Source organism: Microbulbifer litoralis, from assembly GCF_023634065.1.
Taxonomy (GTDB): domain Bacteria; phylum Pseudomonadota; class Gammaproteobacteria; order Pseudomonadales; family Cellvibrionaceae; genus Microbulbifer; species Microbulbifer litoralis.
Genome location: NZ_JALKCV010000008.1, coordinates 94,440 through 107,163, shown reverse-complemented (window position 1 = coordinate 107,163; position 12,724 = coordinate 94,440). Strand labels below are relative to the sequence as shown.

The window sequence follows — 12,724 nt, the reverse complement described above, 5'->3', positions numbered from 1 at the left end:
CGAGGAGCCAACAACAACACCATGTCCAAGCGAGAACAATTCTTCCAGCACCTGCGCGACGAACTGAAACAGATCGACGCCGACGGCCTCTACAAGCGCGAGCGCATCATCACCTCGCAGCAGGCGGCCGAGATCCGGGTCAACGACGACGACCAGGTGCTCAACTTCTGCGCCAACAACTACCTGGGCCTGGCCAACCACCCGGACCTGATCCGGGCGGCCAAAGACGGCCTCGACCAGTACGGCTTCGGCATGGCATCGGTGCGCTTTATCTGCGGCACCCAGGACATCCACAAGGCACTGGAATCGCGCCTGTCGGAATTCCTGCACACGGAAGACACCATCCTGTACACCTCCTGTTTCGACGCCAACGGCGGCCTGTTCGAAACGCTGCTGGGCCCGGACGACGCCATCATCTCCGACGCCCTGAACCACGCCTCCATCATCGACGGCGTACGCCTGTGCAAGGCCAGGCGCTTCCGCTACGCCAACAACGACATGGCGGACCTGAAGAAGCAGCTGCAGGCCGCAGACGCAGCGGGAGCCAGGACCAAGCTGATCGCCACCGACGGTGTCTTTTCCATGGACGGCGTGATCGCCGACCTGAAAACCCTGTGCGACCTGGCCGACAAGTACGACGCGCTGGTAATGGTGGACGATTCCCACGCAGTGGGCTTCCTCGGCCAGCACGGCCGCGGCACGCACGAATACTGCGACGTGATCGACCGCATCGATATCATCACCGGCACCCTGGGTAAGGCCCTGGGCGGCGCCTCCGGCGGTTATACCTCCGGGCGCCGGGAAATTGTCGACCTGCTGCGCCAGCGCTCGCGCCCCTACCTGTTCTCCAACTCCGTCGCGCCGGCGATCGTCACCGCCTCACTGAAAGTGCTCGACATGCTGATGGAGGGCGGCGAGCTGCGGGAACAACTGCGCGAGAATTCCGCCTATTTCCGCAAGCGCATGTCCGGGGCCGGCTTCGACCTGGCCGGCGCCGACCACCCGATCATCCCGGTCATGATCGGCGACGCCGCGCTGGCCCAGCAGATGGCCGACAAGATGCTCGAGCGCGGTATCTACGTGATCGGTTTCTTCTACCCGGTGGTGCCCAAGGGCCAGGCCCGCATCCGCACCCAGATGTCCGCCGCACACACGAAGGAGCAGCTCGATCGCTGCATCGATGCGTTTATCGAAGTGGGCAGAGAACTCAGCATTATTTAATCGTCCCCATTCACCGCGGTTCTGGATTCCGGCCTGCGCCGGAATGACGAGAAACTGGAAATATTTCTGTCGTCATACCGGCGCAGGCCGGTATCCAGTTCCGAGACTGGCTCGGTGCCAGCCAGCATCAGGAATCCCTATGAAAGCACTCTCCAAACTGAAATCCGAACCCGGCATCTGGCTCACCGACGTGGACGCACCGGAGCCCGGCCACAACGACCTGCTGATCCGGATCCGCAAGACCGCCATCTGCGGCACCGACATGCACATCTACAATTGGGATGAGTGGTCGCAGAAAACCATTCCGGTACCCATGGTGGTGGGCCATGAATACGTGGGTGAAGTGGTCGGCATGGGCCAGGAAGTGGCCGGCTTCGAGATCGGCGACCGCGTCTCCGGTGAGGGCCATATCACCTGCGGCCACTGCCGCAACTGCCGCGCCGGCCGCCGCCACCTGTGCCGCAATACCTACGGCGTGGGCGTGGACCGCCCCGGCGCCTTCGCCGAGTACCTGGTGATCCCGGCCCTGAACGCCTTCAAGATCCCGGACAATATCTCCGACGAACTGGCCTCCATTTTCGACCCCTTCGGCAACGCCGTGCACACGGCGCTGTCCTTCGACCTGGTGGGCGAGGATGTGCTGATCACCGGTGCCGGCCCCATCGGTATCATGGCCGCGGCGGTGGCCCGCCATGTCGGCGCGCGGCACGTGGTGATCACCGATATCAACGACTACCGCCTGGACCTGGCGAAAAAGATGGGCGCGACACGCACCGTCAACGTCGGCAAAGAGGCGCTGCCGGAAGTCATGAATGAAATCGGCATGACCGAGGGCTTCGACGTGGGCCTGGAGATGTCCGGCGTACCCTCCGCCTTCCGCTCCATGCTCGACGCGATGAACCACGGCGGCAAGATCGCCATGCTCGGCATCCCCGCCGGCGAGATGGCCATCGACTGGGGCCAGTTCATCTTCAAGGGCCTGATCCTGAAAGGTGTCTACGGCCGCGAGATGTTCGAGACCTGGTACAAGATGGCCAGCCTGATCCAGTCCGGCCTGGACCTGACGCCGATGATCACCCACCAGTTCCCGGTCGACGAATTCCAGCAGGGATTCGACACCATGGGTTCCGGCCAGTCCGGCAAGGTGATTCTGAACTGGTAAACCTATTCCAACCCCGAAGTGCACTGTGAATCATCCGCAGTGCACAACGGTCCTCCACACCTTCACGCCGTTTTATCCCACCGAGACCACCACATTATCCCTGACAAAATCCCACCATAAAATCTCCAACCCAAGACAGATCCCACTCTCAACACATATCAAAACCATTCATTCAGAATCCCATCCACCTTATACCTCCCTGTATTTTTTCCGACTGTTAGATTTTACAGTTTCAACCTACACATACCATGAGAAACAATTGCCTCAACCTAAGCCTAAGCCGAACCAAAAATATTAAATCCATTTCACCCATCAACCAATAGCACAACAAAGAAAATAGATCTTCCCATAAAAATAAAACCTATAAATCAACATCCAACAGAAGTTTACAGACAATGAGAGAGAAAAGAGATACCGGATTCATACTGGAAAACTTTCCTGGACTTCATGAAAATGAAGCCAGTCTCCTGAAAAACTCCATTGAAAAGTCCTTGAAATCTCTGTCAGATTTAGCGTCAGAAGGATCCAGATATCAATTTCAAGACTATGACCCATTCCCAAACTCACTAAACCTGGCCCCACAAAACATCACATCCTCAATTGAAAAGTGTCTACATTATCTTCACAACTCCCCAATATGGGGACATCCAAAAAACCTGAAGAATATTACGGCAGGCGCCAGTACCAGCGCCATTACCGCGGCCCTTATCGCCAACATCGCCAACTCAAATATGGTTTCGGAAAGCTTTTGCTACGAGCTGTCTCGAGCAGAGAAATTACTTGTTCGCTACGCTGCGGAAATAATCGGATTCTGCCCCGAAAGAGCCTCCGGAATATCTACTTTTGGTGGCACCGGAACCCTGCTCTATGCTTTAAGAGTTGGAATTGAAAAAGCCCTGAGGCAAGGACCGGAAAGCCAATTAGCCAGATCTACCCCTGATGGCTCCATGGCTCGCGGCCTCCACGGTGCAAAACTAGTTGTATTTACCAGCCAAGCAGCTCACTACTCAGTAAAAACCTGTTCTTCCTGGCTGGGTCTGGGATCTGACTCGGTGATTTCAGTGCCCACCCATGCCGATGGCAGTCTCAACACGCAGATCCTCAGAGAGGCACTAAACAGCTCGATAACAGGAAAAGCAACAGAAATCATCAAAAGTTCTTTCCCTGAGAGATCGGTAAAAATACTAGAGAGTCGCCCCAACACAGCTGGAATCATTGCTACCGCTGGGACCACATCCGGCTTCATATTGGACAATCTTCATGAAATTAGAAATATAAGAGATCAGTTTATCGAGGACCATTCTCTCAATTATGCCCCGCACCTTCACGCTGACGCCGTAGTCGGATGGCCATGGTGCGCTCTTAACACTTCAGAGATGACAGGCTCAGGGAAGTCCAGGCCCTCACAAGAAGCCACTTTGGACCTTCACAGGATTGCGCAAAAAATTCACTTCATCGCCCTTTTTGATTCAGCAGGACTGGACTTCCACAAGACTGGTTATACTCCAATATCCTCCAGCCTCATCCTATTCTCGAACAAAAACAAACTAACCGCATGCTCGCCCGAATCCGATGATGATCTAAAGCTAATCACTGGAAGCGCTGGCTCAGACGCGCATTTCCTATTTGAGGAGGGAGATTATCATCCATGCAATTATAGCCTGGAGACAACTCGAAGCTCCTCCGGGATTCTTTCTGCACTGAGCAACCTCCACACATTTGGAATCAAAGGCATTCAGAAAATACTATTCTCCCTTACTGAGTCCAGAAGAACCCTCTGCCACGCACTAACTCAGAGCACCAATCTGGAGCAAGAAAAACCTGGATCTTACTCCAGTGAAAAACCAGAGAAACCGAAGGAATATTGCAACCACAAAAACAAAACACTGAAACTTTTTCAAATAACCAATATTGAAGACCCGGGCACAATAACCATTTTTACAGCACTTCCCTACTGGCTAAATAAAAATGACATCATTGACAACGAAGTGCACGACAACGACTACATCTCAATAGCCATCAGCGCTATTAATAAATGTATATATAATTCTCTTGAAAAACTTTCCCTGAAAGAAAACGTGACTCAATTGTCTCCTCACAAAATAGAAGGCCCCACACAATTATATGAAGGAAAAATCTCCGTCAATAATCTTATAGCACTCAAAGCCCATATTACCTCACCGCTCACCGACGCCACATCAGCTATCGATTCAGCCGAGGATATCAAAAGTATCTATAAGTCCATAAAACCAGAAACCTTTATCAAGGAAGCGTCTAATATTTTACAAAAATATTACGCCAACCAGAAAATCACCCAACCCCTGAAACTGAATGATTTCCTTGTAAATTTTTACAAACACCAAAAACCTATCATCAAAGACCCATCTTTTGCGCACCTTTTATAGCGTTAGCAATAAAATATAGGCCATGGACTAATAAAAAACTTAAAAACCTTGAAAAAAACAGCCATTATTTTAAACAAATAAAAACCCCCATAAATTAAAACTTATTATTCGACCTCAGAAAGGAGTCAAAGTTATCCATGAAAGCTCTCGCCAAGCTAAAGCCTGACCCGGGGATCTGGATGATTCAAGAGTCTCCACCGGAGATTAGTACAAATGATCTGCTGATCAGGATACATAAAACCGCCATCTGCGGCACCGACATGCACATCTACAATTGGGATGAGTGGTCGCAGAAAACCATTCCGGTACCCATGGTGGTGGGCCATGAATACGTGGGTGAAGTGGTCGGCATGGGCCAGGAAGTGGCCGGCTTCGAGATCGGCGACCGCGTCTCCGGTGAGGGCCATATCACCTGCGGCCACTGCCGCAACTGCCGCGCCGGCCGCCGCCACCTGTGCCGCAATACCTACGGCGTGGGCGTGGACCGCCCCGGCGCCTTCGCCGAGTACCTGGTGATCCCGGCCCTGAACGCCTTCAAGATCCCGGACAATATCTCCGACGAACTGGCCTCCATTTTCGACCCCTTCGGCAACGCCGTGCACACGGCGCTGTCCTTCGACCTGGTGGGCGAGGATGTGCTGATCACCGGTGCCGGCCCCATCGGTATCATGGCCGCGGCGGTGGCCCGCCATGTCGGCGCGCGGCACGTGGTGATCACCGATATCAACGACTACCGCCTGGACCTGGCGAAAAAGATGGGCGCGACACGCACCGTCAACGTCGGCAAAGAGGCGCTGCCGGAAGTCATGAATGAAATCGGCATGACCGAGGGCTTCGACGTGGGCCTGGAGATGTCCGGCGTACCCTCCGCCTTCCGCTCCATGCTCGACGCGATGAACCACGGCGGCAAGATCGCCATGCTCGGCATCCCCGCCGGCGAGATGGCCATCGACTGGGGCCAGTTCATCTTCAAGGGCCTGATCCTGAAAGGTGTCTACGGCCGCGAGATGTTCGAGACCTGGTACAAGATGGCCAGCCTGATCCAGTCCGGCCTGGACCTGACGCCGATGATCACCCACCAGTTCCCGGTCGACGAGTTCCAGCAGGGATTCGACACCATGGGTTCCGGCCAGTCCGGCAAGGTGATTCTGAACTGGCAGTAAACCCATTGGCGCGCACCGTCCCCGGTGCGCCAGCCTCTTTCCTTAGTGACCCGACGTTCCCGACACGACTGCGCAGTTTCAAGCAATCGGTTCTAGACTCTTGAGCAAGTGCTGCAAACGCAAAGATATGCGCCACCGAGGCGCCTAGGAGTCGAGCATGTCACTGAAACCCCGACTGCTGCTGGGCACCGCCGCCCTGTTGCTGGCCGGTTTAGCCCAGGCCGATGTGACCATCGAAATGCACGCCGTCGACAAGAATGGCGTGGGCAAATCCATCGGCAAGGTGGTGGCCTCCCAGAACCGCTACGGCGTCGTGTTTACGCCGATGCTCAAGGGACTGTCGCCGGGACTGCACGGCTTCCACGTGCATACCAATCCCAGCTGCGAGCCGAAGGAGAAAGACGGCAAGATGGTGCCGGCGCTGGGCGCGGGCGGCCACTATGATCCGGACTCCGCCGGCCGCCACAGTTTCCCCTGGGGGACCGGGCACCTGGGTGACCTGCCGGCGCTGTTCTTCAGCGAAAGCGGCGCAGCCGAAAGCCCGGTGCTGGCGCCGCGCCTGAAACTGTCGGACCTCCAGGGGCGCGCGCTGATGATCCACGCCGGTGGCGACAACTATTCCGACACTCCCAAACCGCTGGGCGGTGGCGGCACACGCGTGGCCTGCGGCGTTATCGGGAATCCGGACAAATAGCACCCCAACCATGGGCAGGCTGGCAGCACTACTGGCACTCTGCATCACGCTGCTGGCCGTCGCCGGCTATCTGCACTACCGCAGCGAGACTGTCGAGATCCGGATTCCCGAACAGCAGATCCGCCAGCGACTGGCGGAAAAGCTGCCGCTGCGGAAAACCTATCTCTACATTTTCGAGCTGACACTGGAAAACCCGCGTGTGGACCTGCGGGAAGACAGCGGCCGGATTGCCGCGGGGCTGGATATTCGCGTGCGCATCAGGGGCGGCGCGGAGGACCGGGTGTTGCACGGCACCGTCGACGCCTCCGGCAGCCTGCGCTACGCGGCGGCCAAGGGCCAGTTCTTCCTGGCCGCACCGAAGATCGAGCAGTTGTCCATTGCCGGCCTGCCGGAGGAGCGCACTGCCCAGGTCCGCGCCGTGCTCGAGACAGCCCTGGCCGAGTACTACGCCGACCACCCGATTTACCGGTTGAAAACCGGCGATGTGAAACAGGCTGCGGCGAAGCTGGTGCTGAAAGATGTCGCCGTGGACGGCAACGAGCTGGTTGTCACCATGGGGCTCTGACTGCGGGTCACAGGTGCATTTTGCGGATCAGCCAGGCGCTGCTGGTGCCCTGCACCAGTAGCGAAAAGAGCACAACGCCGAACACCATCGACTGCACGGCAAACCAGTAGGGCAGTTCCGATGGCAGGGACAGCACCAGCGCCACCGCGATCACTCCGCGCAGGCCACCCCACCCCAGCAACAACCGCCAGGGCTTCGAGATCGGTGGGCCGACAAAGCGGGCCAGCGGCGCCAGTAGGAAAATCGACAACGCCCGCGCCCCGATCGCGGCGGCGATGGCGATCAGCATCGCCAGCCATTGCTGGCTGAACATCGGCAGCGTGATCGTCAGCCCCATGATCACAAAGACCAGCGCCCGGGACAGCAGCCCCAGCCATTCCCAGGTGGGTCCGGCGTGGGCGAGAAAGGTTTCCCGCTGTTCGCGCAGGCAGGCCCGCGCAACGATTGCGCAGACCAGAACGGCGATAATCCCGGAGACATGCACCACGTGCTCCGCCAGGTAAAAAGTGCCGAAGGCCGCCAGCACCAGGGCCACCAGTGCCGCGCCGGCGGACCCCAGGAACAGCGCCACAATGGCGGTGACCAGCCCGCAGAACAGGCCCACCGCCGCGCCGCCGAACAGTGCCACGGCGAAGTACAGGGCGATATTGCCGGCGCCCGACAGCGGTTCGCCGGTGCTGACCGCCCCCTCCATGACACTGTGGCTGGCCACACCCAGGACCAGTGAAAACAGCACTATCGCGGCGGCATCGTTGAACAGGCTCTCGCCCTCCACCAGGGTCAGCAGTTCCTCATCGGCGGACCCCCGACGCAGGCGCGTCACTATCGCGGTCGGGTCCGTGGCCGCCAGTATGGCCCCGGTCAGCAGCGCGGCAATCCAGGGAAAGCCGTCGATGTCGTCCATGCCGTAGTAGCAGATCAGCGCGATCAGCAGCGCACAGATCGCCACCCCGAGCGTGGAGAACAGCAGCAGCGGGCCCAGCCAGCGCTTCAGGGCGCGCGGTTCTATCTGCCAGGCGGCCTCGAAAATCAGGATCGGCAGGATCACGAAAAACACCAGCTGGTGCAGGTTGTCGGCGCGCAGGCTGGTGTCGTAGTCGATGAGCGGCAACAACACACCGGCCAGTACCCCGGCAATCAGGCAGCCCAGCGTATTGTCGGTGCGCAGCACACGGGCCAGCGCCAGGCCCACCACCGCCGCCATCGCCATATACAGGCCCTGCCCCACCAGCGTGGTTACCGTCTCCATCTTCCGCCTCCCGCGTTACCGAAATGTCTGCGCCCTGTTCAATCGCCCCGGTCCGTGGCGATCATCGCCCTGGGCTTCACCTCCGGCACCAGCTCGCTGAGCGGTACCGCCATACCGCGCTCGTTGATCACTTCCACATGGTGGCGGCGCAGTAGCCGGGGTTCGGGCACGCCGCAGGAATGCGCAATGGTGCCCACTTCATAGGCCAGGTTGCGCGCGTAGTTGTAGACCCGCTCGGCCTTGTCGACAGGATCCAGGCCCTGCTGCAGATCCGGGTTGTGGGTGGTCACCCCGGTGGGACAGGTATTCCTGTTGCACTGCATCGCCTGGATACAGCCGAGCGCAAACATGAAGCCGCGCCCGCAGTTGACGAAATCCGCCCCCATCGCCAGGGCCCAGGCCACCATCGACGGCGTCAGCAGCTTGCCGGCACAAATCACCTTGACCCGTTGGCGCAGGCCGTACTGGTCCAGCAGGTCCATCACCAGCGGCAGGCTGCGGCTGATGGGCAGCCCCATATAGTCCATCAGGCTCTGCGGTGCCGCGCCGCTGCCGCCGTCGGCACTGTCGATGGTGATGAAATCCGGCGCGTATTCGAGCCCGCGCATCTGCACGATTTCACACAGCTCGTGCAACCAGTCGCTGGAGCCGACCACCGTTTTGAATCCGGTGGGCTTGCCGGTGAGGGTGCGGATATGGTGCAGCATATCCAGCAGTCCCTCGACGGTGTGGAACTCCGGGTGGCCATTGGGACTGATGGAATCCTGCCCCGCCGGAATGCCCCGCACGCGGGCGATCTCCTCGGTGACCTTGATGGCGGGCAGTATGCCGCCCTTGCCGGGCTTGGCCCCCTGGGAGAGTTTCAGTTCGAACATTTTCACCTGCGGGCGCGCGGCCACCTCCCGCAGCTTGTCATCCGACAGCCGGCCGTCGAGATCGCGCACACCGTAGTTGGCGGTGCCTATCTGGAACACGATGTCGCAGCCGCCGGACAGGTGGTGGGAGGAGAGCCCGCCCTCGCCGGTATTCAGCCAGATGCCGGCCTTGCGCGCGCCGTTGGAGAGTGCCGTTACCGCCGGCACGGAGAGAGCGCCAAAGCTCATGCCGGAAATATTGAAGATGGCACTGGTGGTGTAGGGCTCCCGAACATAAGCACCGCCGATGGTGACCTCCTGTGGCGGCACCGCGTCCTCCTCCATGGTCGGGAACGGATGGTTCAGGAACAGCACGTCCCCGGGCTGGTTCAACGGCCGGGTGGAACCGAAAGCCAGGGTCGAATCCACATTCTTGGCCGCGCGGTAGACCCAGCTGCGCTGGGCGCGGTTGAACGGCATCTCCTCCCGGTCCAGGGCGAAGAAATACTGCCGGAAGAACTCCCCCAGGTGCTCGAACTGGTAGCGGAAGCGTCCCAATACCGGGAAGTTGCGCCGGATGGCCTGCCGGGTCTGGCTGACATCCGACAGGTAGAGGTAGAGCACATAGAGCACCAACAGCACCAGCGCAAAGGCAAACAACAGTGCAAATACCTGCAGCACATGTACCGCAAAATTGCGGATCGCGGCCACTGCCTCCAAATCCATGGTCTGATCTCCGACTGCAATTGCCCCACATTGTATGCGCTGGGAAGCCGCCTTGCACAGCCCGACACCGGACCTGTAAACTGTATGCATATACAGCACCCTGCCAACACCGGAACAGACCTTGGCCAACGAAGCCCCCGACAACCCCGCCCGCAGACACAAGGGCCGCGGCGCCGCCAGTAATCTGGCCGGCCGTTTCGTGCCGCAGGTAAGCACGCGGGAGAGCGACGGCTGGCAGCAGGAGGCCGAACCCGTCGAGCGGCTGCTGACCGAGGCCATCGCCGAGAAGGCCAAGACCATCATCGCCAGCAACCGCTCGCCGGACCTGCCGTTCAGCCAGTCGATCAATCCTTATCGAGGATGCGAGAATGGCTGCATTTACTGCTACGCCCGCCCCAGCCACGCCTATATGGACCTGTCCCCCGGCCTGGATTTCGAGAGCAAGATATTTTTCAAGCCGGACGCCACCACCCTGCTGGAAAAGGCGCTGCGCAAACGCAATTACCAGTGCAGCCCCATCGCCATGGGCACCAACACCGATCCCTACCAGCCGCTGGAAAAGGAAAAACGCATCACCCGCGAATTACTGGAAACCATGCAGCGTTTCAAGCAGCCGGTAACCATCGTCACCAAGAGCCAGCTGATACTGCGCGACCTGCCGCTGCTGGCAGAGATGGCACAGGACAACCTGGCGCAGGTTGCGATCAGCGTGACCACGCTCGACAACGAACTGAAAAGAAGGCTGGAACCGCGCACTGCCGGACCGGCGGCGCGGTTGCGGGTGCTCGAGGCCCTGGGCGCGGCCGGTGTCCCCACCGCTGTGCTGGCGGCACCGATGATCCCCGCCCTGAACGACAGCGAACTGGAATCCATCCTGGAAGCGGCAAAGGAAACCGGGGTCCGGCAGGCCAACTATATCCTGCTGCGCCTGCCCCACGAGGTGGCGCCGCTGTTCCGCCAGTGGCTGGCCGAACACTACCCCGCGCGCGCCGCCCACGTCATGAGCCTGGTGCAGCAGAGCCGCGGCGGGCGCGATTACGACAGCGACTTCTCCCAGCGCCAGGTCGGCACCGGTGTTTTCGCCCAACTGCTGCAACGGCGCTTCCGCGTGGCGATCCGGAAGCTGGGGCTGAACCGGCGCAGGCTGTCACTGGACTGCGGCCGCTTTCAACCGCCACCGCAGTCCGGCGACCAGCAGTCGCTGTTTTAGGCGCGATACCGGTGCGCACGGCGCACCCTACCCACCCTGATTATCAAGCCCCCTTGTCGCAGGGTGCGCAGCGTGCAGGCCCCCGACTCCGCCAACCATCACACCGGTTTTCAATCGCCTCCCTTTCGCGGAAAATGGCAATCGAACAACAGCGGAAACTGAATGTGAGCAATTGGTTTGTGTACCTGATCCGCACCGCGCGCGGAACCCTGTATACCGGCATCACCCGCGATGTGGAACGGCGGCTCGAAGAGCACCGCAGCGGCGGCCCCAAAGCGGCCAAGGCCCTGCGCGGGCGCGGCCCGCTGACACTGGCATTCCAGCAGCCCGTCGCGGACAAATCACAGGCGCTGAAACTGGAACTGCAGATCAAGAAATGGCCGCGGCAAAAAAAGGAGGCCCTGGTTGCCGGCAGCTTGGGGTTGGGGGGATTGCCGGCAGAGGACACAGGGCCGCAAGAATAGGATGGATTGAAAATCCGGTGCGCCAAAGAATCCGGGTCCCTGTGGATACCTTCGACCACGCCATTCTGCATCCCCGGCAATGCCACCGGTAGCGGATAACTTCGGGATACTTGCCCGATATTCCACAGGTCGACAGGGCGGCGCGAACACCGGTGTTTTTTGCCCGCGACTCGGGCAGAATAGCCGCCCTCCCTACCCCGCCGGAGTTGTACACAATGGACCTGACCATCACCCTGCTGCTGATTTTCTTTGCCGTCGCCATGCTGGCGGGCTGGATCGATACACTGGCGGGCGGCGGCGGGCTGATCACCCTGCCCGCCCTGCTGCTCGCCGGCATGCCGCCGGTCAGCGCGCTGGCGACCAACAAGAGCCAGGCCGTGATCGGAACCATGACCGCCTCCGCAACGCTGTTTGCCAGGGGCCACCTGCGCGGCCGCGCGTTGATACTGCCGGTGGTCGCCGCTGCTGTGGGCGCGGCCGCGGGTACCTGGCTGGTGCAGCGCATCGACACCGGCTGGCTCAACTGGGTGATTCCGCTGCTGTTGTTGTGCGTCGCACTCTACGTATGGTTGACACCGAATATGGGCTCTGCGGAGCGCCCGGCGAAACAGACCGAGAAACAGTGGGCACTGACCAGTGTGCCGGCGGTGGGTTTTTACGACGGCGTGTTCGGCCCGGGTACCGGCACCTTTTTCGCCGCTTCTGGAGTGGCGTTCCGCGGGCAGACGCTACTGGCGGCCACCATCCGCGCCAAGCTGCTGAACTTCACCACCAACGTGGTCTCGCTGGCGCTGTTCGCCGCCGGCGGCAAGGTGGTGTGGGCCGTTGGCGCCACCATGATGCTGGGCCAGGTGCTGGGCGCCACTATCGGCAGCCATACCATGCTGGCCGGCGGCACGCGGCTGATACGCCCGCTGGTGATCACCATGTGCATACTGATGTCGCTGGGCCAACTAGTGGGCCGCTCGCAAAGTTAGGTAACAGTTCACTTCGCCAAATCGCCCAGCTCTG

Annotated in this window: 11 protein-coding genes; 9 read left to right on the top strand and 2 right to left on the bottom strand. The window is 59.8% G+C overall.

Annotated elements, in window-relative coordinates:
* The first annotated feature begins 21 nt into the window (after positions 1-21).
* From kbl to MWN76_RS13285, 6 genes are all read left to right on the top strand, one after another.
* The gene (gene kbl, locus MWN76_RS13310; protein WP_250461925.1) at positions 22-1,221 is read left to right on the top strand and encodes a glycine C-acetyltransferase; all 1,200 of its coding nucleotides are present in this window, start codon (positions 22-24) and stop codon (positions 1,219-1,221) included.
* Positions 1,222-1,360: 139 nt separating this feature from the next.
* The gene (tdh, locus tag MWN76_RS13305) at positions 1,361-2,383 is read left to right on the top strand and encodes an L-threonine 3-dehydrogenase (protein WP_250461924.1); all 1,023 of its coding nucleotides are present in this window, start codon (positions 1,361-1,363) and stop codon (positions 2,381-2,383) included.
* A gap of 395 nt (positions 2,384-2,778) precedes the next feature.
* Entirely contained in the window at positions 2,779-4,788 is a 2,010-nt protein-coding gene (locus tag MWN76_RS13300) for a pyridoxal phosphate-dependent decarboxylase family protein (RefSeq protein ID WP_250461923.1), read from the top strand.
* A gap of 137 nt (positions 4,789-4,925) precedes the next feature.
* The gene (gene tdh, locus MWN76_RS13295) at positions 4,926-5,951 is read left to right on the top strand and encodes an L-threonine 3-dehydrogenase (RefSeq protein WP_250461922.1); all 1,026 of its coding nucleotides are present in this window, start codon (positions 4,926-4,928) and stop codon (positions 5,949-5,951) included.
* A gap of 157 nt (positions 5,952-6,108) precedes the next feature.
* Entirely contained in the window at positions 6,109-6,645 is a 537-nt protein-coding gene (sodC, locus tag MWN76_RS13290) for a superoxide dismutase [Cu-Zn] SodC (RefSeq protein WP_250461921.1), read from the top strand.
* A 10-nt stretch (positions 6,646-6,655) separates the two neighbouring features.
* Positions 6,656-7,210 carry a DUF1439 domain-containing protein gene (locus MWN76_RS13285; RefSeq protein ID WP_250461920.1) on the top strand — a complete coding sequence of 185 codons (555 nt, stop codon included), beginning with the start codon at positions 6,656-6,658 and terminating at the stop codon, positions 7,208-7,210.
* A gap of 7 nt (positions 7,211-7,217) precedes the next feature.
* Here MWN76_RS13285 and MWN76_RS13280 read toward each other — a convergent pair whose 3' ends face one another.
* A complete protein-coding gene (locus MWN76_RS13280; protein WP_250461919.1) occupies positions 7,218-8,459 on the bottom strand; it encodes a cation:proton antiporter in 1,242 nt (413 codons plus the stop codon).
* A 38-nt stretch (positions 8,460-8,497) separates the two neighbouring features.
* Positions 8,498-10,039, bottom strand: coding sequence for an FMN-binding glutamate synthase family protein (locus tag MWN76_RS13275; protein ID WP_250461918.1), 1,542 nt, complete (start codon positions 10,037-10,039; stop codon positions 8,498-8,500).
* A 121-nt stretch (positions 10,040-10,160) separates the two neighbouring features.
* Between MWN76_RS13275 and MWN76_RS13270 the strand changes: the two genes are divergently transcribed.
* The 3 genes from MWN76_RS13270 (at position 10,161) to MWN76_RS13260 (ending at position 12,690) form a co-directional block, all read left to right on the top strand.
* On the top strand, positions 10,161-11,249 hold the full coding sequence (locus tag MWN76_RS13270) for a PA0069 family radical SAM protein (protein ID WP_250461917.1): 1,089 nt from the start codon (positions 10,161-10,163) through the stop codon (positions 11,247-11,249).
* A gap of 164 nt (positions 11,250-11,413) precedes the next feature.
* Positions 11,414-11,713 (top strand): GIY-YIG nuclease family protein, encoded by a 300-nt coding sequence (locus tag MWN76_RS13265; RefSeq protein WP_250461916.1) that lies wholly within the window; start codon positions 11,414-11,416, stop codon positions 11,711-11,713.
* Between the two features lie 215 nt (positions 11,714-11,928).
* Positions 11,929-12,690: a TSUP family transporter gene (locus tag MWN76_RS13260; RefSeq protein ID WP_250461915.1), complete on the top strand. Its 762-nt coding sequence runs from the start codon at positions 11,929-11,931 to the stop codon at positions 12,688-12,690.
* The last annotated feature ends 34 nt before the right edge of the window (positions 12,691-12,724 follow it).

Coding starts and splice junctions, on each gene's coding strand:
- kbl (WP_250461925.1), top strand. CDS start 22: ATGTCCAAGCGAGAACAATTCTTCCAGCACCTGCGCGACGAACTGAAA.
- tdh (WP_250461924.1), top strand. CDS start 1,361: ATGAAAGCACTCTCCAAACTGAAATCCGAACCCGGCATCTGGCTCACC.
- MWN76_RS13300 (WP_250461923.1), top strand. CDS start 2,779: ATGAGAGAGAAAAGAGATACCGGATTCATACTGGAAAACTTTCCTGGA.
- tdh (WP_250461922.1), top strand. CDS start 4,926: ATGAAAGCTCTCGCCAAGCTAAAGCCTGACCCGGGGATCTGGATGATT.
- sodC (WP_250461921.1), top strand. CDS start 6,109: ATGTCACTGAAACCCCGACTGCTGCTGGGCACCGCCGCCCTGTTGCTG.
- MWN76_RS13285 (WP_250461920.1), top strand. CDS start 6,656: ATGGGCAGGCTGGCAGCACTACTGGCACTCTGCATCACGCTGCTGGCC.
- MWN76_RS13280 (WP_250461919.1), bottom strand. CDS start 8,459: ATGGAGACGGTAACCACGCTGGTGGGGCAGGGCCTGTATATGGCGATG.
- MWN76_RS13275 (WP_250461918.1), bottom strand. CDS start 10,039: ATGGATTTGGAGGCAGTGGCCGCGATCCGCAATTTTGCGGTACATGTG.
- MWN76_RS13260 (WP_250461915.1), top strand. CDS start 11,929: ATGGACCTGACCATCACCCTGCTGCTGATTTTCTTTGCCGTCGCCATG.